The sequence below is a fragment of the Vibrio sp. MOR3 genome, assembly GCF_001557775.1.
GTDB classification, from domain to species: Bacteria; Pseudomonadota; Gammaproteobacteria; order Enterobacterales; family Vibrionaceae; genus Vibrio; species Vibrio jasicida.
This window is the reverse complement of sequence record NZ_LNRD01000004.1, coordinates 391993-416970: the sequence shown is the minus strand read 5'-3', so window position 1 is coordinate 416970 and position 24978 is coordinate 391993. Positions and strand designations below refer to the sequence as shown.

General features: G+C 45.7%; 26 protein-coding genes. 15 read left to right on the top strand and 11 right to left on the bottom strand.

Annotated features, from left to right (window positions below; translation table 11 throughout):
- Positions 1–103: 103 nt before the first annotated feature.
- Entirely contained in the window at positions 104–1234 is a 1131-nt protein-coding gene (locus ATB76_RS11675; RefSeq protein ID WP_061035249.1) for a sugar diacid recognition domain-containing protein, read from the bottom strand.
- 237 nt (positions 1235–1471) lie between these two features.
- On the opposite strand from ATB76_RS11675, the gene ATB76_RS28165 reads away from it, so the two are divergent.
- Entirely contained in the window at positions 1472–1645 is a 174-nt protein-coding gene (locus ATB76_RS28165; RefSeq protein ID WP_104027072.1) for a hypothetical protein, read from the top strand.
- 326 nt (positions 1646–1971) lie between these two features.
- On the opposite strand, the gene ATB76_RS11670 is transcribed toward ATB76_RS28165, so the two are convergent.
- Positions 1972–3660, bottom strand: coding sequence for an amidohydrolase (locus ATB76_RS11670; RefSeq protein WP_061035248.1), 1689 nt, complete (start codon positions 3658–3660; stop codon positions 1972–1974).
- 154 nt (positions 3661–3814) lie between these two features.
- Here ATB76_RS11670 and ATB76_RS11665 point away from each other — a divergent pair, with 154 nt between their 5' ends.
- Together ATB76_RS11665 and ATB76_RS28800 are read left to right on the top strand one after the other, a co-directional pair.
- Entirely contained in the window at positions 3815–4339 is a 525-nt protein-coding gene (locus ATB76_RS11665; protein ID WP_061035247.1) for a hypothetical protein, read from the top strand.
- Between the two features lie 2 nt (positions 4340–4341).
- Positions 4342–4476, top strand: coding sequence for a hypothetical protein (locus tag ATB76_RS28800; RefSeq protein WP_258070486.1), 135 nt, complete (start codon positions 4342–4344; stop codon positions 4474–4476).
- Between the two features lie 10 nt (positions 4477–4486).
- On the opposite strand, the gene ATB76_RS11660 is transcribed toward ATB76_RS28800, so the two are convergent.
- The gene (locus ATB76_RS11660; protein ID WP_033005074.1) at positions 4487–4858 is read right to left on the bottom strand and encodes a hypothetical protein; all 372 of its coding nucleotides are present in this window, start codon (positions 4856–4858) and stop codon (positions 4487–4489) included.
- Between the two features lie 242 nt (positions 4859–5100).
- Between ATB76_RS11660 and ATB76_RS11655 the strand changes: the two genes are divergently transcribed.
- The 8 genes from ATB76_RS11655 to ATB76_RS11620 all read left to right on the top strand — a co-directional run bounded on the left by ATB76_RS11655 (position 5101) and on the right by ATB76_RS11620 (position 13342).
- A complete protein-coding gene (locus tag ATB76_RS11655; RefSeq protein WP_061035246.1) occupies positions 5101–6948 on the top strand; it encodes a M3 family metallopeptidase in 1848 nt (615 codons plus the stop codon).
- A 61-nt stretch (positions 6949–7009) separates the two neighbouring features.
- Entirely contained in the window at positions 7010–7546 is a 537-nt protein-coding gene (locus ATB76_RS11650; protein ID WP_038877826.1) for a DUF924 family protein, read from the top strand.
- 143 nt (positions 7547–7689) lie between these two features.
- Positions 7690–7980 (top strand): putative quinol monooxygenase, encoded by a 291-nt coding sequence (locus tag ATB76_RS11645; protein WP_005435368.1) that lies wholly within the window; start codon positions 7690–7692, stop codon positions 7978–7980.
- A 204-nt stretch (positions 7981–8184) separates the two neighbouring features.
- Positions 8185–8895: an HAD hydrolase-like protein gene (locus ATB76_RS11640; protein ID WP_061035245.1), complete on the top strand. Its 711-nt coding sequence runs from the start codon at positions 8185–8187 to the stop codon at positions 8893–8895.
- 171 nt (positions 8896–9066) lie between these two features.
- The gene (locus tag ATB76_RS11635) at positions 9067–9384 is read left to right on the top strand and encodes a DUF4144 family protein (protein ID WP_061035244.1); all 318 of its coding nucleotides are present in this window, start codon (positions 9067–9069) and stop codon (positions 9382–9384) included.
- Positions 9385–9697: 313 nt separating this feature from the next.
- The gene (locus ATB76_RS11630; RefSeq protein WP_061035243.1) at positions 9698–10906 is read left to right on the top strand and encodes a NupC/NupG family nucleoside CNT transporter; all 1209 of its coding nucleotides are present in this window, start codon (positions 9698–9700) and stop codon (positions 10904–10906) included.
- 152 nt (positions 10907–11058) lie between these two features.
- Complete coding sequence (locus ATB76_RS11625; RefSeq protein WP_061035242.1) at positions 11059–12309, top strand: hypothetical protein; 1251 nt, start codon at positions 11059–11061, stop codon at positions 12307–12309.
- A 94-nt stretch (positions 12310–12403) separates the two neighbouring features.
- Positions 12404–13342, top strand: coding sequence for a LysR family transcriptional regulator (locus ATB76_RS11620; protein WP_061035241.1), 939 nt, complete (start codon positions 12404–12406; stop codon positions 13340–13342).
- A gap of 35 nt (positions 13343–13377) precedes the next feature.
- On the opposite strand, the gene ATB76_RS11615 is transcribed toward ATB76_RS11620, so the two are convergent.
- Positions 13378–13824 (bottom strand): hypothetical protein, encoded by a 447-nt coding sequence (locus tag ATB76_RS11615; RefSeq protein ID WP_045423438.1) that lies wholly within the window; start codon positions 13822–13824, stop codon positions 13378–13380.
- 363 nt (positions 13825–14187) lie between these two features.
- Here ATB76_RS11615 and ATB76_RS11610 point away from each other — a divergent pair, with 363 nt between their 5' ends.
- Positions 14188–14679: a VOC family protein gene (locus tag ATB76_RS11610; RefSeq protein ID WP_061035240.1), complete on the top strand. Its 492-nt coding sequence runs from the start codon at positions 14188–14190 to the stop codon at positions 14677–14679.
- Positions 14680–15018: 339 nt separating this feature from the next.
- On the opposite strand, the gene ATB76_RS11605 is transcribed toward ATB76_RS11610, so the two are convergent.
- The 5 genes from ATB76_RS11605 to ATB76_RS11585 form a co-directional block, all read right to left on the bottom strand.
- On the bottom strand, positions 15019–15810 hold the full coding sequence (locus ATB76_RS11605; protein ID WP_061035239.1) for a hypothetical protein: 792 nt from the start codon (positions 15808–15810) through the stop codon (positions 15019–15021).
- Positions 15807–17369, bottom strand: coding sequence for an NAD(P)-binding protein (locus ATB76_RS11600; protein WP_061035238.1), 1563 nt, complete (start codon positions 17367–17369; stop codon positions 15807–15809). The genes ATB76_RS11605 and ATB76_RS11600 overlap by 4 nt, the downstream gene beginning before the upstream one ends.
- 14 nt (positions 17370–17383) lie before the next feature.
- Positions 17384–17788 (bottom strand): hypothetical protein, encoded by a 405-nt coding sequence (locus tag ATB76_RS11595; protein WP_038869686.1) that lies wholly within the window; start codon positions 17786–17788, stop codon positions 17384–17386.
- A gap of 585 nt (positions 17789–18373) precedes the next feature.
- Entirely contained in the window at positions 18374–18682 is a 309-nt protein-coding gene (locus tag ATB76_RS11590) for an MliC family protein (RefSeq protein ID WP_061035237.1), read from the bottom strand.
- Positions 18679–19140, bottom strand: coding sequence for an ecotin family protein (locus ATB76_RS11585; RefSeq protein ID WP_039974346.1), 462 nt, complete (start codon positions 19138–19140; stop codon positions 18679–18681). The genes ATB76_RS11590 and ATB76_RS11585 overlap by 4 nt, the downstream gene beginning before the upstream one ends.
- A 211-nt stretch (positions 19141–19351) precedes the next feature.
- On the opposite strand from ATB76_RS11585, the gene ATB76_RS11580 reads away from it, so the two are divergent.
- The 3 genes from ATB76_RS11580 (at position 19352) to ATB76_RS11570 (ending at position 20788) form a co-directional block, all read left to right on the top strand.
- Positions 19352–19948, top strand: a complete 597-nt coding sequence (locus tag ATB76_RS11580; RefSeq protein ID WP_061035236.1) for a LysE/ArgO family amino acid transporter — start codon at positions 19352–19354, stop codon at positions 19946–19948.
- A gap of 39 nt (positions 19949–19987) precedes the next feature.
- Entirely contained in the window at positions 19988–20407 is a 420-nt protein-coding gene (locus ATB76_RS11575) for a VOC family protein (protein ID WP_061035235.1), read from the top strand.
- A gap of 129 nt (positions 20408–20536) precedes the next feature.
- On the top strand, positions 20537–20788 hold the full coding sequence (locus tag ATB76_RS11570) for a TIGR03643 family protein (RefSeq protein WP_054756617.1): 252 nt from the start codon (positions 20537–20539) through the stop codon (positions 20786–20788).
- Positions 20789–20826: 38 nt separating this feature from the next.
- On the opposite strand, the gene ATB76_RS11565 is transcribed toward ATB76_RS11570, so the two are convergent.
- The gene (locus tag ATB76_RS11565) at positions 20827–21546 is read right to left on the bottom strand and encodes a hypothetical protein (protein ID WP_061035234.1); all 720 of its coding nucleotides are present in this window, start codon (positions 21544–21546) and stop codon (positions 20827–20829) included.
- Between the two features lie 525 nt (positions 21547–22071).
- Complete coding sequence (gene ygjK / locus ATB76_RS11560) at positions 22072–24762, bottom strand: alpha-glucosidase (protein WP_061035233.1); 2691 nt, start codon at positions 24760–24762, stop codon at positions 22072–22074.
- Positions 24763–24978 lie beyond the last annotated feature (216 nt).

The window sequence follows — 24978 nt, the reverse complement described above, 5'->3', positions numbered from 1 at the left end:
CATCAATGTGGCCATTCTCACTTAAAAACTTGGCATATTCTTTAGTCAAACATCCAAACAATACTGACTATGTTTGAATTATTTTGTGCATCTGCACAATTGGCTAATTTAGCTTTCTTAACTGGCTTGCGATATACAGCTCGGTCAATCCCGTAAAATCTTGCGTCGAAATGCCCGTCACTTCACTGATTCTATCCAGACGATACCTCAGGGTATTTCTATGAATATACAGAGCCTTAGCACAATCATTGGCATTACCATTGGATTGAAAATACGCCTCTAAAGTTTTTACCAACTGTCCAGATTTGTCTGCCGAAACCAAAGTAGCCATCGCTTGAGTGAGTTGTTCACCTTGCCAAGAATCGGCTAAAGGGGCGAGTAACACAGGTAAGCGATGTTTAAAGAAGCTCAGCATGGTTTGTTCTGGATGAGAGCGACGACCGACAGCAAGCACCTGCTTGGCACTTTGGTAGGAAAGAGGAAGCTGCTGTGCGCCATCAAAACGTTGCCCAATCGCGAGACGGACATCATCAATCTGATTGGCCGTTACGCGGCGCTGAATACTCTCCAGCACACTTTGGTCACCATTCGAAGAAGAACGTAAAGACTTGAGAACAACGATTTCATTCATAGACATGATCGCCACCAACGGCTTATCTTCAGAGCGATACAGCACGTCAACTAGGCCGCGCACGCTGTTCAAACTAACGGGAGCATTCTCAGCTTTAAGCTCGATCACGACAGCAACTCGGGGTGTAGCTAAATCAATGGAAAGACGCTGCGCCCAATCGTGCAGCTCAGAATCACTGAGTTGTTGGTTCAACCACGCTGAAACAAACTCTTCTTGATGGCGTCGATCCCATTGCAGTTGCTCAACCAGCGAAGCTTGTTCAATCGTCAGTTCCGCTGTCATCTTCACTAACTGAGCGAACGCTCGGATATGATCTGGGTTACCAGTCACCCCCACCACGCCAACGACTTCACCTTTAAAGTGCAGCAGCATATTGATGCCCGGTTTCACGCCTTGCAATGATTGGCAACTTTGCTCATCCAACTCTAGCGAGTCACCATGATTCAGCGCCAGCACTGCACCATCGTGCTTTTGACCAATACGCTCAGCATCGCCGCTGCCAATAATGGTGCCTGCCGCGTTCATCACATTGATGTTATGACCAATGATCGACATGGTGCGATCGACGATTTGCTGCGCGAGTGTGTGGTCGAGAATCACCATTTCCGTTCCTAAAATCTCCACGATTGAGGCGTCAATAAATCACACTTTCTCTTCTATCGCCATGATATTGAACCGGTATCGACGCCAAAGTGTTATACCGACCAATTAACCTTAAATAAATTATGGCTATTAACCGATAAAGTCCTTCATCACTGCTTATACTTATAACCGAGCCACCCAAGTTTTTATGCTTGGCGCGACTTGAACCGACAATCAAATAGTGACCGGAGGGAAACCATGGAACTGCGGAACAAGGCGGGCGACATTGCCAAAATTGCTGACAACCTCACCCTGAAAGAAATTACCGAGATGGGCTACACCGTTGATCTATGCGATGAAGCCTTTGACCCAAGCGAGCATTGGAAAGCAGAGGGGCAAACGCAAGGTATGGGCGAATACCCTGAGCAATAGTCTCTAAATACGCTTCAACAAGACAATATACCCAAATGACTTCAAGATGCAGGATTCAGAGCGTTGTCACTGATTCCCTATTTACCGAAAGCAAGCAAGGAAAACAACGCAGCGTAATAGCAAGTTGTTTGACGATGAAATTGCGTCAGTGACACGCTCCCAAAGGGCGAGTAGCCTTGGTTCGTATGCTTCGTTAACAATTTTTGATTTAGAACCACTATATCTTCAAATTGTTGCCTCGCCTTCAAACCAAGTCATTCTCGCTGAACCTAGCACCTTGAAGCTACTTGGGTATAACCTTTCAGCCGAGTGAGTCATCGCTCGGCTTATTCGTCATCCAATTGCTCGTAGACCACTTCCCCTCTCAACACCGTCATGAGGACGCGAGCTTGGGCGATGTCTTCCGCTTTCAGTTGGGTAATGTCTTGATCCAATACAGCAAAGTCTGCCGATTTCCCGATATCGATTGAGCCAATTTCCTTTTCTAAACCCAAGCTGTAAGCCGGATGAATCGTGTAGGCATCAATCGCAGCTGAGACGTTTGGCAATCCGGTTTCGCCCATCACCAAACTATTGGAGATACCAACCAATGGGTTCAAATCATGCACATTCCAATCGCTGCTTAACGTCACGTTAGCTTCGGCATTATAAAGTGCGCGCAGGTTCATCAAGGCTCTCGCTCGCTTAGAGCCTAAGAAAGCTTCTGCCCATTGGTGATCATGATAAGCCACATAATCGGAACCGACTTGAAAGTCTGCCGTGACACCTAACTTGGCGAACCTTGGCACGTCTTTGCTGTTGACCAATTCCACATGCGTTAAAGTATAACGTTGCTGATTGCCCTGACTGCGCACCTTCTCAATCGCATCGAGTGATTCACGAATACCACCGTCACCGATAGCATGAATATGAGCGCTATAACCCAGCTTATCGAGCTTGTTTAGCCACTCAGGCATCGCTTGTGGCGAAATGTAATTCAGCCCATAAGGGGAATCCGGCAGGTAAGTATCAAGATAAGGCGCAAGGGTTTTGGCTGTTCCATTGATGAAGATGCCATCACTATACATTTTGACTTGGTTCACCAGCAGCAAGCGAGAAGTATCGTCGGACTGAATGCCTTTCAAATACGACAGTTGAGAGTCCATGCTGTCAGTCGGATAGATCCATGGTCGCAAAGAGACGCGAGCGGTCAAATCGCCTCGTTTTTCGCTCTCTTTCCATACTTCATACCAACCTCGCTTCCAGTACATTCGCCCATCACCAATTGTGGTAATGCCGTAAAGCGCGGCTTCTTCTAATCCCGTCAACAAACCTTGGTAGCTCACCGCAAATTGCGCACTCATGCTGTTCCAAGCCAGTTCCATCACTAAATCACCGGCATTATCCAACAAGATTCCATTCAACTCGTCTGTATCCGGATCTTTGAGAATACGACCGCCTTGCGGATCGGGCGTGCTTTTATCAATGTTCGCCGCTTTCAGCGCTGCCGAGTTCACCCACATCGAGTGAGAGGTTTGCTCCATTAACACCACCGGCGTCTCAGGAAATACCTCATCGATCACTTCCAAAGGCGTGCGCTGGTTTTCATCCGACAAGGTCGCATCAAGCGTAAAACCGTACCCCATCAACCATTCGCCATCTTGGACAAACTCTTTACAGTCTTGCAGTTGTGGGGTTTGCTCATCCAACAAGGTGCCAGCTTGCAATAAGCACGTACCGCCTGCTTCAGAAGCCGCCTCAAACACATGATTGTGGTTATCGACAAAACCCGGCAACAAGTAGGTATCAGTCAAATCCACCACTTCAGTGCCCTCACCAACCCACATTTGTGCCTTGGCTTTATCGCCAACAAAAGCAATCCGTCCATCATGCACTGCGACAGCGTCTGCTTTTGGATGACCATAAATACCAGCGTTGATGTACACCATGTCTGCGGTTTGCTCAGCAGCATTCGCCCACGCGCTAAATACAGGCAGCAACGCAGCACCAAGAATCAGTCTATGAGGAGTTAACATGACACCTTCCGTTGTATTCGCTAACACATTGAGTATATGCAAATTGGTTTAGTTTGCTGTTCTACTTCGTAAAATCAGGGCTAATCGATTCATTTTTGACCTTCTCGAAAACAATATATAGAATATCATTCTGTAACTTAATAAGAGGTGAAGAATGAGTATCGAAAAAACGCTAGATATCGTCCGTAATACCAATGATGACAATAAACTTCGACGTATGCTCACCAATGCGAAAAAGAGTCTCAACAAAGATGCGAACTTAGTCGTTAATGCAATCGAAGCAAAACTCAAGGCCAAAGCACCTCAAACTAAAGAGTTCGTTCCACCTAGCAACCCATATGCCGTTGAACTTCAAGCTATTGCTGAAGAAATGCAAAAGAAGTACGTATTAAAATTCAATACTCTAGAACACAACAACGTAAAGACGGGTGGCGCTAGATTAAACGGAAACAGAAAACTCGACTTCTACTTGCGATACAAAATGGATCATGACAACGCGGTTGGACTTTGCATTGTTCAAGAACACAACGAAAGCGTCCCCCACATTCGAGTTTATCTCGGTACGGGAGCAAAAAATTCTCCGATATTCGAACGCAAATATAGCGAAAATGCATTGGTTGATGCGGCTCAACGTTATGAACAAGAACTGCAAAAAGTCTTAACCAAGCAGGGAATTTAGTAATGAGAAAATACGACCAAGGCGATTTATGTCCTCATTGTGGTTTGATCATCATGATGCCAACCGACCTCTCAAACCAATGTTTAGGGTGTGGTAAAGAGATCAATCAGCATCAAGAATCGGATGAAGACGAGTAAGGCGCAGGTCTTACTCTGATTTGCTCGCTTGTGTTTCCTTTACAAATAAGTACATCTCTTCAAGGTAATTGCCATTTGCGCAGCCCCAGTCACTCACTTCAATAAATTCTTTGAGTAACTGATGACTCTCATCGCGAATCAGCTTTTGGCGAAATGAGTTCCATCGAGCCAATTCCAAGCGGTTCTTATCAGATACATAATGGTCGCCATAGCTTTCAATAAGCTTGTTGTAGGCGCTCCAACGTTCTTCTGGCGTCACTCCTTCACTCATAATGACGGCGCAGTTTTCCTCGATATTAAAAACTTGGTCATTGGTTGGTGTTGTTGCTGAACATCCCACCAAAGTTAGCCCCATTGTTAGAGCTGCGATTCTTGTTTTCATTATTGTTTTCCTTACTTTCAGCACCACTGCGAAAGACCGAATTTTATAAATAGAGAACGGCCATTACTAATCAAAAACGGAAAAATTTTGTGACTGACGTCTGCACATGTAAAAAGTGCGGTAAATTCCTGTTTACAAGCCATAAACATGGCAAATGGATTTCGCATTCCTTTCTGCTGCTTATGCGTGCCATAATCAATGACGATAAAAACCTCAATAAAGCAAACATTTGAAGGATCAAAATGACTGCAACGGAATACCTAAAAGACCTAAACCAACGTTACCTCGCTATCCATCGCACCAAAGAAGATTTCTTTTGGGAGACGTACATGGGCATCAGTGACGACCACGATGGTTCGACAAAAGCACAAACCGCTTGGACCAATTTCTTAAGCAACGCCGAACAAATCTCAGCTATCAAAGCGCAACTTAAAGCAGCTGAAACAATCACAGATCCACAAGAGAAACAGCAAACGCAAATTGGTCTGCAAGGCTGGTTAGCAACGTTTGAGTCGCATGCAATTGAAGGCGAACAAGCTCAAGTGCAAAAAAATGATCTGATTGCATTTGAAGCCGAGTTGTTCGAGAAAAAGCAAAATCACGTTCTGACGTTTACCAATGAAAACGGTGAACAAACCGAGGGCTCTTTGCCAGTATTGTCGTCGACCATTCGCGCCAATAATCACGAAGAAGTGCGTCAGTCCGCGCACCAAACGCTGCTCGACCTTGAGCAATGGTTGCTACAAAACGGCTTTATTGAGCTGATCAAACTGCGTAACCAATTCGCACGTTCTTTGGGCTACGAAACCTTCTTTGACTACTCAGTGAAGAAGACAGAAAAGATGAGCTCAGAGCAACTGTTCAGCATCTTAGATGACTTTGAACAGCGCACGCGTGATGCTCACCTAAGCAGCTTGGCAAACCTTGCTGAACAAAAAGGTCAAAGCGCACTGACTGGCTACAACTTTGTGTACTCGTTTGCGGGTGACGTCATGCGTGATCTTGACCCGTACGTACCGTTCTCTAAATCGCTACGTCGTTGGGTGGAATCGTTCGGTCGTCTTAACATCGAATATTCAGGCGCAGAGCTGACGCTAGACCTGCTTGATCGCAAAGGCAAATACCCGAACGGTTTCTGCCATGGTCCTATCCCATCGTTCTACAACCAAGGCGAATGGGTTGCCGCGCAAGTGAACTTCACCAGTAACGCTAAACCAGACCAAGTTGGCAGCGGCTACGATGGCATCAATACTCTGTTCCACGAAGGTGGTCACGCTGCGCACTTCGCTAACGTGAAGATGAACGCGCCGTGTTTCTCTCAAGAATTCGCACCAACTTCCATGGCATACGCAGAAACACAATCCATGTTCTGTGACAGCCTGTTGACCGATGCCGATTGGCTCAAACAATACGCGTTAGACGCGGAAGGCAATCCAGTACCGGATGAGATCATTCAAGCGATGATCAACAGCCGTCAGCCATTCAAAGCGTACGAAGAGCGCAGCATTTTGGTTGTGCCGTATTTTGAACGTGCGCTTTACCAATTAAGTGATGAAGAGCTGACGCCAGAGCGCGTCACTAAACTGGCGCGCGATTGTGAAAAGCAAATTCTTGGTTTGGAATGCAGCCCACGCCCATTGATGGCGATTCCACACCTTTTGTCTGATGAAGCAGCGTGTGCCTACCACGGTTACTTGCTAGCACACATGGCGGTTTACCAGACTCGAGCTTACTTCCTCGACAAGTTTGGCTACCTGACTGACAACCCAGAGATTGGGCCGCTACTGGCGAAACATTACTGGCATGCGGGTAACCACCGATCGCACAACGAGACTATCGTTAGCCTAACGGGTGAGGGCTTTAACGCTAAATATCTGGCAGACGTGTGTAACCTATCGCCAGAACAAGCATGGGAAGTACAGCAAAAGAAAATTGCCTCGCTGCAAACTCGTGAACAAGCCCCAGTGGCATCGTTAAATGCCAGCATCAAGGTGGTGGATGGCAGTAAAGAGCTTGCGAGCAATACGGTCTCAGACGAGCAGATGTGCGAGCAGTTTGAGCGCTACATCCAAGAGACTTACGGTCGATAAGCTAAACCAAGAGCTGGGGGTATTATATACCCCTAGCTCTTTTTCTATCAGGGAAGCAACCATGTACCAAGATATCCTGACTTTCTGGTTTGAAGAACTGGAACCAAAAGACTGGTTTGTGAGTAATGCCGACGTCGATAAACAAATCGAAACACGCTTTCTCACCACCTTAGAACAAGCCGCTCAATCTGAATTGTTTGACTGGCGAGACACAGCGCAAGGTCGCCTCGCAGAGATCATCGTGCTCGACCAATTCTCTCGCAATGTTTACCGCAATACGCCTAAAGCGTTCGCTCAAGATGCTCTCGCGCTTGCTTTGGCACAAGAGGCAATTCGTCTAGGCTTAGACCAAGAATTGACGGACGTCGAACGCAGCTTCTTGTACATGCCATTTATGCACAGTGAATCTAAGCGGATTCATGAAGAGGCAGAGAAGCTGTTCAAAGCGATAGGTAGAGAATCGAACTACGAGTTCGAACTAAAGCATAAAGTAATAATTGATCGCTTTGGTCGCTACCCGCACCGCAATGCGATTCTAGGCCGAGATAGCACCGCAGAAGAAGTGGAATTCTTACAACAGCCGGGTTCCAGTTTTTAAACACAGCTAGCACAAGATTGAAGTTCGATTATCAATTTATATTTGATAATAAATCAATCATTGTGCTGTTTATCATTTGGTGATTCGCGACTAATCTTTACCTCGTCAACACGATACATCACGATCAACAGAGGATTTCCATCATGGCTAAATTGACTATCGTCGCTAACATCATCGCCAAAGCAGACCAAGTAGAATTGGTAAAAGCCGAACTACTTAAACTGATTGATGTCACTCGTGCCGAAGAAGGTTGCATCAACTACGACCTTCACCAAGATAACGAAAACCCAGCGCATTTCACTTTCTACGAAAACTGGGAATCACGCGAACTATGGCGCACGCACATGGACAACGAGCACCTAGCGCAATACATGAAGGCAACTGAAGGCGCGGTAGACACCTTCACTCTAAACGAGATGTCGCACATCGCTTAACGCCTTTTACAACGCAGCACGCACTAGAAAGCCAGCAACCATCACCTTGCTGGCTTTTTGTTTTTCTTTCGCTTGTTCTCTCTTGTCTCCTTTCCGAGCGATTCAAAGCAAGCTTATGAAAACATGAGCAAGATCTGATTATCTCCCCCCTAAGACTGGCAAGATTTAAAGCTACTCACCCTCTGCTGTATCAAAAGGTTTGGCATGAAGTTAGACGCCGTATTGTGGGATTACGATGGCACCCTAGTAAATTCTGTTCCGAAAAACATCGACATCACCAAAGCGATATTGTCCGTTGTAGCGCCACACCTGACCGGGGATAACTTACCGAGATACCTACGCAGTGAAATGGATTATCATCATGCCAATCACGCAGCGACAAACTGGCAAGAACTGTACGTAAACTACTATGGTATGTCCCAAGACGAAATGCTCATCGCGGGTACCATGTGGGCTGAGCACCAAGAGCAAAACCAAACACCAGTGAACCTGTTCAGTGGCATTGCCGATGTAGTGAACGCGTTCGAACACCTGCCACACGGAGTCTGCTCTCAGAACTCGCAATCCAACATTCGTAACGTACTCAGCGCCAACCAAATCAATGCACCGTTTAAAGCCGTCGTGGGCTACGATGATGTGTCTAACGGGCATCAAAAACCGGACCCTTTTGGTGGCATAAAATGCATCGAGTCCATCTTTGGGCACTCCGATAAACAGCTGCTGATGTACATTGGTGACCACGAGGCAGACACGCAGTTTGCACGCAATATCGAGCATCAGTTAGGTGGCAGCTGCAAAGTGATTGCCGTAGCAGCGGCGTACAGTGGCGCTCAACCAGAGCACTGGAACGCCCAGCCCGATTATGTGGCACATCAAGTGGAAGACTTGCTCGGCATCATTGGCAAGTACGCCTAGCCTCTCTCAATAAACGCAAAGCTAAAGAAACGCACAGCTAAAGCTCTTAAATACATAGCAAGACAGAAAGCCTTTTGCTCTCTTTAGGCTTTGTGTATCGTACTTGCCTCACGTCGCTTATTTAGCACGTAGACGACTTCAAATGACCTACTCCAATATTAAGGTAACGCAATGATCACATGGCCTTGTTTACTCAAACTCGATGGCGACGACGAACTGGTGTATTTGGCTTCGCCAGAGCAGTTAAACGCAGAATGCCAAGCTTTGATTTGGGGGCAAGATGATATTGTGATTGATACACAAGGTCACTGCTTTGCATTAGAAACGGGTAGCAATAACACGGTGGAATTGGGTCTATTGCCACAAACATTGAACGTACAGCAAGTGACAGAGCTGATTCAAAAACACGAGTTTGCTCAAGCACAGCGCTGCATCATCAAAATCCATTTCACTTCCGTCCAACAAGCGATTGAGGCCTTAGCTGATTAACAATTGCGCCTTTGCTTTCGTACAACAAAAAATCGCTCCAATAACCGTTGTCAGCATCTAGAACCGTGCGTATACTCCGCGCCGGTTAGATAGGTTCCCGACTCAAATAGTTAGGAATCGAACCAGCTTTCAATCGGCTGCAAAATGGAAACTTGCCCCACGGAACAGGGCCCAGCGTAACTGTCAGCGTTTACGGGCTTTGAATTCGACTTCGGGTAAAGACAACATTTTGCACTCTCCGCAATGTTGCCTCTGCACGCGTGCGCCTAATTCTTAGCTCGCTCATTAACAGATACATAAGCAAGGTAACATAATGCAAATCATCTTCAGCTTGGCCGGCGTATTGGCCTTGTTGGCGTGTGCTTACGCACTTTCTGATAGTCGTCGCGACATCAACTGGCGCACCGTAATCGGCGCATTCTCTCTTCAAGCCGGTTTTGCGGCACTGGTGCTCTACTTCCCTCTCGGGCAATCCATGTTAGGCTCCATCAGCAACGGCGTATCCGGGCTCCTCTCATTCGCAGACGAAGGCATCGGGTTTGTTTTTGGCGAACTCGCAACGGGCAATTTCATCTTCGCAATTCGCGTACTCCCTCTTATCATTTTCCTCTCCGCTATCATCTCAATGCTCTACTACTTGGGCGTGATGCAAGCTCTTATCAAAGTCATCGGTGGTGCTATACATCGCCTACTGGGTACTTCTCAAGTCGAATCTCTTGCTGCAACCAGCAACATCTTTCTATCCATGTGTGAAGCCTCTTTGGTGGTTCGTCCGTTCTTAGCCAACATGACTCGCTCTGAACTGTTCGCAGTAATGGTTGGCGGTATGGCGTCTGTGGCAGGTTCCGTACTGGGCGGATACGCAGCACTGGGGATTGAACTGAAATACCTTATCGCAGCGAGCTTTATGGCGGCGCCGGGAGGCTTGTTGATGGCGAAGATCTTAGTGCCAGAACGTGAAGGATCGGCGCATCAAGGCTCGATTCAGCTAGAGAAAAGCGAAGATTCCAACATCGTTGATGCGTTAGCTTCTGGTGCGATGAACGGCGTGAAAGTGGCAGTTGCAGTAGGTACTATGCTGATTGCTTTTGTCAGCGTCATCGCGATGGTCAACGCAGGTTTTGAAACCGTGGGCAACTGGTTTGGCTACGAAGACGTAACGTTGCAATTGATCTTTGGCTACCTGTTCGCTCCACTGGCGTTTTTTGCTGGTATCCCGATGAATGAAATCCTCACCGCAGGTTCGCTGATCGGTCAGAAGACGATTCTGAATGAGTTCGTGGCCTTCCTTGATTTCGTCAACGTGAAAGAAACCCTTTCAGCACATAGCCAAATCATCATCACTTTCGCGCTGTGTGGTTTTGCTAACATCGGCTCTATCGCGATTCAGCTGGGTTCGATTAACGCAATGGCACCTGAGCGACGCCAAGAAGTGGCGAAACTTGGCTTCCGTGCCGTTATTGCTGCGACCCTTGCCAACATGATGAGTGCAGCGCTAGCAGGGTTGTTTATCGCCCTATAATCACCCTCTCATTCCAATTGAAGCCCACCATCGCGTGGGCTTTTTTTGTATGACTCACCGAATACAGAACTTAAAATTCCGGGTTTATCCCATTATTCCTGAGCGTATTTTTGCTAGCCTGTTGGTGAGTGCAATCGGGATAAGGGGAAGTGATGAACAAGGTCGTATTGGTATTTGGTGGATTGGGGAATGCTAAATCGTCTGTGGTGGGTTTGTATGAGAACCTTCTGCATACCTTAAATTCTCGCTTTGATGTCGTCGCCATTGACCCTGCAGTTCAACATCCCAAAAGCTGTGCATCGCAGTTCCAATTCCCTTACTCCGCTCGCTACGCCGATCTTGATGCGTTTTTACAGGCTCACTCACACACTGATGTTGCTGCGGCCTTCGTTCTAACACCGGTGGGCACACACCTTTCCATCATTGAACAAGTGAGTAGTGCACTCGACATTCAAAACCTGTTGTTTGTGGTTGAGAAACCGTCTTTTTCCTTGGCTGAAATCGACAGAGGATTTAACCAAATCATCCCAGAGCTTAAACGTCGCGGAGCGCAATTTTACTTTATTGATACCGCTTTGGTTTCTCCTTCGTTGGAAGCGCTCTTTGCTGATTCATCTGTCGCACTACCTGACTCAGCCCCGCGCAAGATCATCGCGATTGCGGGCGACAACCCTATCGACAGTCATGAAGCTATCCAAGACTTCCGTTTTGAAAACCGAATTGCGTTACTCAACGCGAGAAAGCTACTTAACTTAGCCACCAGCGGCGGCGGAGGTTATGGCTTTGATATGGGCATCCACGCGATTGCTGGGCTAGTTCGCTACCTGCATAAATTCGGCATAGAAGACTCACAGATTGAACTTAAACAAGTCCGTGCCGAACGTATTGACGAATCGCAATTGGAGTACACACAAGGCGCTGAAACTCATCTCTATGTCGAAGGCGAACTCACGTCGACCGAGGGCAATATTGAAGTAGTGATTGAGGCAGGAAAAGCCGGTGATATCTGGGACAGAAGGTTGGAACTGCACTATCCAGACCGCGTCATCGCAATTGGTTTTGGCACACTCAAGCATCCGCCGTATCTGTGGGAGAAAAGCCCAGATGGCATCAAGAGCACCACATTTGAAGTCTCTGGCTCAGGTTATGCGATGCACTTTAACGACATCCTCTACGCGCTTGGTTTTGACGCGGAGCCTTTACTCTCACAACAAGAAAGCGAAGCTTTGATGTCGCACTCAATGAGCTTGCTGCGCAGCGTATTTGACGCTATCGGCGATACCCACCAGAATCGCGAACAAAACATTGCCGTGGTTAGTGCACATAGACCCAAATACCTATCAGAAGCAGAGCTAGAGATTAGGAAAGAGCTTAGTCAATACCTCAAAAGTTTGATTGTTTAAGTGAGCAACGAGTCACTATTTCTGGCTCAATTCAATTAAGTGATATAGTTTCTATTCATACCCTTCAATTTGTAAGTTGAATGATAGGAATATCATGATAAATCTATCCCACTTAATCAAAAATGATATGAACCTGCTGATTTGTCTGTACGTCTTACTGCAAGAACGCAGCGTGAGCAGAACCGCAGAGAAACTATTCTTATCTCAATCGGCCGTCAGTAAACAGCTTACTAAATTACGCCAAGAGTTTGGTGACCCTTTATTCGAGCGAGAATCCAAAGGTTTATTGCCGACCCCAAAAGCGCTGGCATTAGAAAGCAAGCTGCAACAAATCCTGATGCAAATTGACCAGCTTCGTGAACCAGAAGAATTTGACCCAGAACGCTCGACTCGCGTTTTCAGTATCGACCTTATCGAAACCGCCTACTCCACGATTTACCCACGCTTTCTACCTCAAGCGTTGTCTAGTGCGCCAAAGATAACCATCAAAAGTGCAGATTGGAGTAACAGCAGCATTACTCGATTACAAAGAAGAGAGATTGACTTCGGTGTGGGTATCTTTGAGTTTGATGATCGTTCTAAAACCCATGTCGATACCATCCCCGACACTCTAAATTATGCGGAACTGATGCGTGACACCTCGGCGTGTATCTTGAGAAAAGGACACCCAGCATTAGATGAAGAATGGAATCTCGACGCATTCCTGAAGTACCGCCATATCCAAGTCATCACTGGCGGTGTGTCTAGCTGGCTATTACATGAGGTGCTCGACACGCAACGCTTGAGCATCGACAACGCCGTCAATATGTCCGACATTTCCAGCGCAGTGAAACTGTGTGAGAAGAGCGACTTGATACTGACTTATCCTTACAAAAGCATCCGCGAGTTCGAAGGTAAATCAGACATTGTGATCAAACCGCTCCCAATAAAAATGGAACCTGGCGGGTTCTTTCTACTTTGGAACAAGCAACTCGACAATGACCCAAGCCATAAATGGTTAAGAGAGCTCATCGTCAGTCAGTCTTATGCCTAATAACAAAGCCTGTAACCAAAGTAGAAAATGCAAAACTATGAGTTGATGTACTTTAAATGAACATTCAAACGCCAAAAGTAGAGTGCTTGCAAAGCGATAACAGAGAGTGTCGAAAGTAATTCAACAATAAAATAATGCTGAGCGCCAAAGTCGAAAGAGACGATAGCCATCCCAACAAGCACAGATAACGCGACAAATCTAAACGACAAAGGGATAGATAAAGCGATAGAGCGAAGAATATAGGTTTTACCATCTCTATTATTCGTTCTATACGTGACAACTACACCCAAAATTGACACGACTAAGATACCAATAGCCTCGGTTATCATAACTTCATTGTTTACATACGGCGCCAAGAACATCAAGTAAGGTGTCACCGTATAAAAGATTAAGAATATTAAAGCGTATTTTATCCAATCACTGTCTGGCACTTTGTTGTCTTTTAGTTCCTCAGACAACTTTGATGTTTTCCAAATGTACAAATTATTATTCCTTTTTATGTGAGCTCAGATTAAAGACTCGCCTAAAACCCTAACTACCAACGTTCAAAAACAACTAGTTAATATCAATAAAAACAGATAACTAGCAGCAACTTCAGCCAGAAGTTTACCTTACCAAACTATTCACGATCGATATAAAACAACCAAAAACACAAAGAAATTTATAAGATAACTATTTGATAAGCATGCAGGATACGCTTGTTTACTCTTCCCTTCATTACCCAATAACAAAAAATTATCATTTTAAAAATTATTAATAATTTCATGTAATCAAGATTTCTCCATATACTCACCTCCATCGAAACGAAACACGAATTAAACATCACAGTTTTTTGGAGCAGAATTATGAAAATGAATCACGTAGGCATCATGGTTGGCGATATGGACAAAGCAGTAGAGTTCTACACTAAAGCGCTTGGTCTTCGCATCGTAATGAACAACACAAAAGTTATCGAAGAGCGCGAATCAGCAATCGGTCGTATGTGTATCGCTGTATTCGGTGAGGGCTTCAAAGGCTTCAACATCGCTCACCTAGTGACATCTGACGGCATCGGTGTTGAGCTGTTCGAAATGGTTGACCGTGAAGAGCGTCATAACGTTGACTTTTCTCGTCTAGGTATCTTCCATTTCTGTCTACAACTACCAAAAGAGCAGTTTGCTTCAGCAATCGAGCGTGTAGAAGAATTCGGCGGTAAAGTACGTATGGATATCATGCGCTACCACCCAGAAGACGAGCTAAAGCAAGCACAAATGGTTTACCTAGAAGACCCGTTTGGCAACCTATTTGAGTTCTACTCACACTCTTACGAAGAAACTTACGCGTCTGATTACGAATAATTGAATGCTTAAGAACCAGAAAGGGTTGGCCTAGTGCCAACCCTTTTTGTTTTGGTTAGTTTTGATGAAACAACCCCATCTAACCTCCCCTTGGTCTCAGCTTCGGCGATCAAAATACATCGAGAGCAAAGGGGAGGAACTGTCGGAGCGTGTTAAAACGAGATTCTTGATGTAGCCTAGGCTCGTCGAAATCACACCAAAAGCTTGGAACGAAATAGGATAATGCACCAAAGGACAGCCCTCCCCCTTGGACAAGAAATGCAAATGCTGAGCAAACCATGTCAATACAAGGGGGAGTTGGAGGGGGTTACTAGTGAGAAACACATAATCCCAAGTGCACTACATTAGAAAAATCCCAAGATAAGTGATAGCAACAACGCCAAGTAAAAACTCAGAAAATGGCTCTCTAACGATTGGCAATTGAATGAAACGGCTCAATCGATTCGATATTGCGAATTCACTTCCGCCCCAATCTAAACTCTTTAAGTTGAAACATAGGCTGAGGAAAAGAAGGTGACTGGCTGTCGCGATGCGGGCGTGGAAGAAATCCTCAGCACCAATTGCAATAACAAAAGACGCAATGTGGCAGATAGCCAACGTCAGTTTTGGCAACACAGAGCGATATTCGACAAGCAGTAATTGCGCCAGCCACAAACCGTAAATCACTTTTAATTGCCAAGGGACAGGCTCTCCAAATAAGACGATCCTCCCCTCTCCTTGCAGTGTGGTTTGCATCCCTGAATGTACCCAGTAGGCGATCGCCGCAGCCAGTACCATCGAAATAAACATCGACAAATAAGCCCGCTTTTTCAACTGCACCAATAAAAATCCCGCGGACTGGAGAACGAAAAATACGACCAAACCCTTATCGACATGTTCGATGCTGACCCATTTACTCACCGCTAAAAAACACAACACGTTAAAACCAGTTTCCAAACAGAGGATTCGCTTTATCTCTTCTGAATTTTCGACCGGTTGCGTTAACGGCCAGAACACCACAGGTAACAGCACTGTCAATGCTAACGCGAGCCAAATCGAACTTTGCACTAGTAGATAAAAACCACTGCTGTACACCAAACACAGCAACAGAAAGAGCCCCGATGACAAAGGTGAATAAATTCGGGACTTCATTGGCACATCTCATGTTCAGAGTCTGCATACTCGGCTAAATCCGCCGAGCATAAATTAGCGGTTTCTATACATCGCTCCAACGTAACCGGTACTCGCCAAGTTTGGCGGGGATCAGATAAATACTCACCGCTTAAAAAGACGTTAGAAAAGTTTTTCACTGTTGTTGTGAGCGTATTCTGAGTGGTAGGTTGAGTGAGGGCGTGTTGCAAAACCCACTGTCGAGGCTGCCCACGCTCATTGATAAAAACATCACCATGAAAGTACTCTGAGTACAAAGTGTCTAGCTCTTGAGGTGTGACTATTTTTGCCCCAAGGCCAACTCTAAATCCTTTGTAAGCCGAATGTTCTAGTAGGTCCAATTGCCCAAAAAGCTGAAACAATAATTCATCTTTTACTTGCTCTTCAGTACAAGACAGCATTGGCTTTTGATACAAAAGCCCAAGTGCATCATCAAGCTTAGTCGCGGTTACCGATAAGCACGCCACCTCGCCTCGAGATGTGTTTCTGGTGGTCACGTGATAGCTCAATCCCCAGGGAGAATCAAGGACTAAGCCAACCGTTCTATTTTTGAGTTCAGCAGGGATACAAGAAAAATAAAACTGAAAACCGTGGCTCAAGACGTAATCATAACTTAATGCTGAACTGGTTTCTGAAAGTAAAGAGTGAGTAACATGGGCCGGAAGCGCAAAGACATAATAATCGGCGAGAACGGTACAGTCATTGTGTAGTCGCACACCATCCACTCGGGTCCGTGCTTTGTTGGGATAGATGGCCTTCGCTTTGTAGCCTAAGTGAAACTGAACACCCTGCTTTTGGAGATGGTGAGTCAACGGGTTAATAAGCGCGTCACTAATGGGTTTGCGCATTCCCAAGCTGTAGGCGTCTGGTGCCAAAGTATGCAACTCGCCTTCTTTATTGTTGAGTAAATCCAAAATCGCCAATGCTGGCGTATCATCAGTCGCTCCAATCCAACCTAGCAAGACTGAACGAAGGAAAGCGGCAAGGTGTGGCCTTGAGTCGTAGCAGAAGAAATCTCTAACGGAAACACCGAGTAATTCCTCTGTAGAATACGTTTGCTGCAATCGTTGCTTAAACCAAAACGTATCCGTTAGAGGAACTTGAGCATAATGCATTGAATAGGCGGACTTTGCGTCATCCCACAGTTTTTCTAAACGCGTAAAATAACCACGCTGAAACTGTATGGTTTTGCTACTTTGTGCCCAAGAAAATTGCACGATATTCTGAGGGTAAAGCGAGTCTAAACAAGAGCCAGCCCCTGAAGGAATTTCTTTAAGAAAATTAATGAGATTGTGGTTTTTTGCGAAGAACTGCCGATGAGTAAGTTCATGAACCCTCCCCCCTTCATCTACCGTTCCGATACACTTTCCTCCGGTGTATAGCTCCTTGTCGTAAACAGAAACCTCAAAACCTCGTTTTATGCAGTTATGAGCCACAGTTAAGCCAGAAATTCCAGCACCGAAAATCACCACTTTGGGACGCGAAGAGCCCGTGCAAGCACAGGCCTTCTCCCCCCTTTTATTCGAAGAGTAAAAAGTCATGTTCTCTCCTCGAACTATCGATGAAAGTTGACATGATTCGCGATCTCTAATCGATATAGATCGTGGTTCGGAAGTTGATTCAACACCGTACTGATGTCGAGCTCAAATGGACTATTCGCCAGTGAACGACACATAATCAGATCGTCACCCACAATCATCACTTTAGGTGTCGCACCTTCCCACACAAGCTGGGCTGAGAGGTTTAAGTCACTGATATTAATCCCACAGTCGTAAGTGCGAGAACGCAAAACACCATTTTCTACTTCGTACCCACCAACCAACACAATGGGATTCTGCACAGTAGGAAAGACAATCGCGTCATTTCCTCCAGCAGCTTGCTCGGTTGGGAAAGTAATCGCGTCTTCAGCGTGAACAAAAGAAGCAGCAAGAAGGGTCACGAAGCCAAGAACGTTTTTCATTATAATTTCTCCATTTTTATATTTATAGCGGGAATGTTCCCAAACGAGAATGTATATCAACTCCGCACTTACGACCATTGGCTTAAGGATTTTAATTTTGTAAGAAATACGCCATAGTCCAAAAATGCCAAATAAAAGATAAACTTAATAATTATCAGCACCTTGAATAAACAAAATTAATACTAAACAGAGAATTTTAGAAGCTAAGACAACAAATATAGAAAGCCAGATATTGGAAAGGTTTTCGAAGGTTGGACAAAAATAAAAATAAACCTGATTAATTACATAACCTTTAAATGATAAATGAAACAAATAGTTGTTCGATGGGTTTACTTAGTAACATATTGAATATTAAAATTTTATAAAATAAGACAATCTCTCACCTAAACTTACGATAAGGTAACTTGACCTAAACTTTCGAAGTAGTTTTTACGAAGAAGAAAAGAGGGTGCTAGAGGCGGATTTGTTCGATGTGGATTGACCCAGAAAGGGAAGCTGCAACCGTATTGCCACAGAAAACATATGACCACCATACAAAGCGTGAAAAAAAAGCTTGGTATCAACCAAGCCTTTTGAATTTAACGATTACTTCGTCACGCGACATGCACTTTGGGATATCTCGTTGACGATCAAAATCGCTTCGTCACCTTTCGTGTGCAGAACTAACATTTGGTCATCAGACATATATTTTGCGCCAGAGGCAGAGCGAACTTGTTTGAGTTCAATCTCTCTCCCGTAATCAACAGTGATCAGCGCTTTTTCCTGATCAAAGCTAGCAGCGAACTGATGGCCATCATCACACTGGTATTGATACCCTGGCGCGGTCGAGGCACAGCCACCAAGCGCAAGCAAACCAACTAATGTCAGTGCGATTTTTGCCTGCTTAGCAATCATTCTTCAGGTGCCCAAACGCGAATGTTCACGTCCAAATCCGCTGGCGCGTAAACCACAACAGGTAGCTTGCTGTTGTAACGGTAAAGGTCGCGTGTTGGCATTTGAACGAAAGTCTCTACCTTCTCCATGTCTTCAGGACAAGCCATTAGTGTAGAGATGCCACCTGCTGGAGAAGCGTCAACTTGGTAGTAAGTGTAACCCCAACCTTCTAGCGAGTGCGCGCTCACACTGCCGCCCAGAGAAACGCGGTTACAGTCTGTTTCCATCATTTTGCCTACCACAAGCTCAACGCGCTTATCTGCTTCGTTGCTTGCTGGGTCTACATAGAAAACGTGCTTCGTCATGTTCTCCATCTCTGGGAACATCTCTGCCGATGGGCGAGATACATCATTTGCTGAGTTCATTGTCGAACATCCGCTCAGTGCCAATGCACCTGCGGCCAACCAAACTGCTTTCATCGTTTTTTCCTTTTTCATATGGATGGGCATATTGTAATGGGGAACGCCAACTTATTGTGAAAGTACGGTTTAAATTGAGGTCTACTCTCACAATTACGACGTCAATATCTTATTAGGTCATTCTAGCAAGGCTTCTCCGCAACCCTTGCAGACTATTTTCAACAAAGTTATGGTTTGAAGCCATATTTGGTCGATGTTCAAGGAAGAGAGAATGACCACCTACCTTGCTGGCTTTACGCTTGGCATATCACTGATTCTTGCTATCGGAGCGCAAAACGCCTTTGTGCTGAAACAAGGCATCAAACAGCATCATGTGTTTCTGGTGTGCTTTATTTGTGCACTGTCAGATGCGATCTTGATTTCCCTTGGTGTGGCGGGTTTTGGCTACTTAGTGAAGCAGTTTCCGTTGATTGAAACCATCGCACGATATGCTGGTGCTGCCTTCCTAACTTGGTATGGTCTCAGCAGTTTACGCTCGGCATTGACGCAAAAGCACGTGATGAATCCTGAAGGTGATGCCTCCAAAAGTGCATGGCAAACGGCTCTGATCTGCTTGGCATTCACTTGGTTAAACCCGCATGTTTACCTTGATACCGTCGTGCTGTTAGGATCAATTTCTACTCAATATGAACCACACAAATGGCAGTTTGCAGTGGGTGCGGTATCGGCTTCCTTTGTGTTCTTTTTCAGCCTTGGCTATGGCGCTAAGTTATTGATCCCCATCTTTAAGCATGCTCGCTCTTGGCAGATTCTTGAGTTCATTATTGGCTTTGTCATGCTGGCTCTGGCGATCAGCTTGCTGGTTTAGTGCGTATACTTTTCTCAATGCTCGAAAAAGGAACACGTCATGGCAAACCAACGCAACCCCATTGAAATCAAAGCCCTCGATCACGTGGTATTGAGAACAGATAATCTCGATGCGATGCTCCGTTTCTATCGAGATCTATTGGGATGTCCTATCGAGCGGGAGTTGCCCGACTTAGGGCTGACGCAGTTACGTGCTGGCACAGCCATCATTGATTTGGTGACAGTTGAAAGTGAACTCGGAAAGTTAGGCGGCAAATCGCCAAGCCAAGATGGCCGCAACCTTGATCATTTCTGCCTGCAAATTACGCCTTTTGAAGAGTCTGAGTTGCTTAAATATCTTCATCAACATAATGTCCACGTTGAAGAGTTTGCCGAACGATATGGTGCTCAGGGCTTTGGTCGCTCTGTGTATTTAGAAGATCCAGAAGGCAATGTGGTCGAGCTTAAACCACAGAAATAACTCGTTGCTATTCCTAACTTTATTTCCTCATTTTATCGGTTAAATGCGGCTTCCTATTAAACCGTTTCGCCGTTGATTACGTATGTGTGTTCCTAAGCTTAAATAGGCAACCCTGATTAGGAACACACCATGACCCTCAACGACGACGCACTATCCAGAATCATAGAAATGGCATGGGAAGACCGAACCCCGTTTGAAGCGATTGAGCATCAATTCGGCTTGAGCGAAAATGGCGTTATCAGCCTGATGCGTCGCCACCTCAAACCCCGCAGTTTCAAGCTTTGGAGACAACGTGTATCTGGACGCAACACCAAGCACTTAAAACTGCGCTCACCAGACGTGAACAGAGGCTATTGCCCAACGCAGTACAAACAACGTTGAGCCTCTCGGCCAAGCCTTTAAACTCAAGTGTTCTGTGCCTAGACCATAAAATAAGGCGCACTGTCTCGCATGAATTCCGCCATAGAGGCAAGGTAGTCCCAAGTTTCACGATAGGTGTGACTCATGCATTGCGTGAAGGCTTGGCACAGTGACGGATCTTCTTCCAACCACTGGCTGACGTGTTGCGCCGTGTAGGAAACCTGCCTCACTTCATCATCTAAAATCTGCTGAATGGTCGGTCGCATCTCTTTCAGATACGGGATATCCGATTGGTCGATAAAACTCAGTTGAGAAACCAATAAACACCAAGAACGAAGTTCGACGGAGTGAGCTCGGAAAAGGTGGATTTTAATGTCGTCGTAAAAGTGGCTGACATTGCTGAAATCACTCGACTTTTCTTCTTGATATACCTCAGTTTGGTAACCCGTTAATGGGATCAAGCTGGCGTACATGGCTGAGTGGTTTCTGTCGTTTTGGCAGTGATGCATGATTTGCTGCTTCATTTCCCCTTGCGCATAACGAGTGGCGATCATTTTGAGTCGCTCTGCGCCCTCTTCTTCGTTGATGGCATTGTGCAGCAAGTAATACGCCATGGTTTGTTTGCTCTGAAATATCTCTCCAGTGAGCTTACCCATCGCTTGAGGTGTGAGTGAGGAATCGGAATGTAGATAGCTTGCAATCGAGGCTTTGTACTCTTTAGAGGGCACAAAGTTATTGTCTTCTAGCAAGTTATAAAGGCTGGTCTGTAAACAGTTCATGTCACCTTCCTTGATGGTGCTGCATCGCAACACGTCATGCTGACTACTAAGAAAGTGAGGTATTTATCAATACGCTCCTTGGAATGAGGTGGCTTCAAGCGGAAGAGTAGAGTTTGGGAATGATTTCGGCTCGGAGCGGCTGGCCAGCGGCGAGGTTAGGACAACTCTTAATGCTTTCGTATGAATATTTAACGACCTCATTGATTTATGAAGCATATATTTTGTTACAAAACAGTTAAATGATCATTTTATAAATGTTATGTATTGAAAATAGACAGAACGAAATGCGGTGTTATTAATGATTGTTTTATAAGGAAAATCAGCGTTGTCGCGCATTTTTCCCTGCATACAAATTTTAGGAAATTACAGAAAAGTAGTGTGATAACTCTATAAAAACCGGACAGTTTTCACTACCCGGCTTGATATTATTGAGCCTAATTTGAAGAAGATTAAGCGATTGCAGATGCTAGGGGGGTCATCTGCAACGCTTAATATTTGACCGTGTTAGTGACTCACCAACAGGTGTTACTTGCCCACAAAGCCGTTGTACAGCATGTAAAGGTGCGCAGCACTCCAAGAGAAGTTGTTTGCGCCCTGCACTGCACCCGTTTCAGGATTGTAGTTTTCCTGAATTGGCGTCGTTTCCGTTAGACCTTGTGCATTTTGGAACAGCTTATCAACCATTTGACGCGCTTCTACACCGTAACCGTAGTTGTCCATGCCACGAACGCCGAAGTAGAACTGATCCAGCCATACACGGCCACGCCAGTAAATGTCTGGTCCGTAAGCAGGGTTGTCCATCGACGCCGTGCCAAGTGGGATCTTCGGTGAGTTAAACTTGCTGGTATCAAGCATGTTTTTCACCACTTTATCTGCGTGTTCTTGCGTTGCTGCGTTGTTAAATAGTGGAGACCAACCTTCCGGACCCATACCGCGCTTCACCAACATTGGACCTGCACACTGATTGCTAAGGCCACTTGGTACCACTTCAATATCGTAATAGAAGCCAGTTGTGTCGTCGTACATACAACGGTTGATGTACTCTTTGGTATCAGCGGCTTTCGCTGCGAACTCTGCCGCTTTGTCAGCTTTACCCAATACATCGGCAATTTGCGATAGGTACAGGTTGTCTGAATACCAGTACGACGCTTGGTCTACCGACTCTTGCATGAGTGAGTAACCAGACAAGTTGTTTGAGTCGTCGGTGTTCTCGTTGAACTTCACTTCCCAGTCTTTCTTCGCTTGAGCCAGTTTGTCCATGTTCTCAACCGAATCATTACGGTAAGTCACGACAGAACCGTCTTCACCCATCATCATGTCGTAGGTGTTGTCGAAGCCGTTGGTGTTATGAGCGTATCGCCCCATTTGGTCAATCACTTCCGCTTCTTCTTGCGTTGGTTGCTCAGCCATACCTTGTAGATTGTCAATCGTATCAATGAAGCCAAACACGCCTGCGTTGTCACGACCTGACTCCCAACCCGCTGCGACTTTTGCAGGGATGCTCATTGCCGTGTAGTCACCAGAAGTCAACAATTCGTTGTATTTCTCGATGCCCGTTTCTTTGATCCACTTGTCGCCATTCGCTTCGTCTTTGTATTGGAACTTCATGTCATCGACAGACGCATCTGGTCCCCAAGAACCGTCATTCACGTCACCTTCGAAAACCGTGTGGATTGGATCTTTCGCTGCACCGTATTCTGGGATACCGTTCTTATTCGTATCACGAGCACGTAACCACCAGTCGTGGAACGCAACCAGCTTCGGATACATTTCTTCTAACCATTTTTGCGCTTCTTCTGGACGGTTATGCTCATCTTTCAGTGCGGTATACACTTCCCATACCGCCCAAGCAGCAAGTGATGGCTTAGTATTACGCTCATTCCAGTTCAGACCATCCGTCGCTTGAGGGAACACTTTTTTGTATTCCGCAGACATGCCTTCCCAACGTTCTGCCGGCAAGTTGTAGGTAACTACATCAAGCAAGTAACCTTCGTCCCAAGGGCGAACAGGATCGTCAGACTGCACTTGGTATTGGAATACAGTACGAATGTTTTCCATCGCCACATCTGGGTTGAAGTGAGACATCGCATAAGCTTGTTTCCACGTATCCCACGGCCATGTCATGTTGCCCGAGAAGTAAGGCGCCGTAACCGAAGGCGTAACAGTATCATGATCAATCGCACCCGCTGCACCACGCCAGTTTGCGTTTAGTGTTTCCATCGCTTTTACTGCAACGAATTCATGCTCTTTTGAAGCAGCATCGTTCGTAAGGCCGTTTGCTAGATACTCTTCCCAACGCATTGCTGAATCGTGCATGTAGCCTTTTGGATCGGCCATTACGTCATCCAATTTTGCAAATTCAGACGTTTGTTCTTCAGTGTTTTGAACGTGCGTGTACGCCGTGTAGAGCGTGATTTCTTCGCCATCACCTAGCTCTGCCGTTTGGACGAAGCCTTTCTTGTCATCATCGATGGTAGACGTTTCTGGTTTGATAGAACGCGTCACTTCAAACTTAGAATCGCCCGAAGTTAATAACGACCAAGAGTCACGAACCGCACCAAAAGACACTTCTACGCCGTTTTCTGTCGCGGCGATTTCACGTGAGTAAGTAGGGTATGCATCTTCAACACTGCGAACAGTGCTGTCGTTGTTCTTGTAAAGTTGACCATCGTCAGCGCGGTAATCTTGCATCAACTCGCCGTCCCATTCGCCTTGAATAGCCAGCTTGTTCGGGTTCTTGATGGTGGTTTTAACAAGAGAAGTACGGTCTGTCACAAAGCGCATTTCGAGCTCCGCTTCGATGCCGTTATCGCCCGTGTATTTTTGAATCAATGCGCCAGGTTGTGAGTAAGCTTCTGTCAATTTGAGTGGCATAGGTTGGCCATCAACCGTTAGTGCCAAACGGTCAAAACGTGCAGCCATGAATGACACGTATTCTTCCGTTAGTAACGCTGTACCACCTAAAGTGATTTCACCACCTTTAGTGTCTAGTGTGTGACCATGCCACGAGCCGTTATCGAACATAGGAATGTAGCGAAGGTGACCACCATGAAGATCACGCAGTGCCACTGGCACACCCGCACGATCGATCGTGTTATGGAATTCAGCCGCTTTCAGTGGCGCATCCACATTCGAGTCATTATCACTACTGTTGCATCCACTAAGTGTTAGAGCAACCCCGACAGCAATCGCACATAAAGAAGTCTTAAAGTGCATGTTATATCCCTCATTTATTGGCTTTTGGTCCTGATCAGGAGAAAAAAGGTCGAGACGTGCCCTGCCGATTTTCGATGATGAAGACTCAGCCTTATTTATTTCACTTTTGGATGTGAGAAGAGATCGGTTAATTTGTCTCTTCTTCGTTTGACCTATTTAAATAACAGGTCATTAATTTTGGATAATAGTGGGGCTTTGATGTATTCATTATCAAAC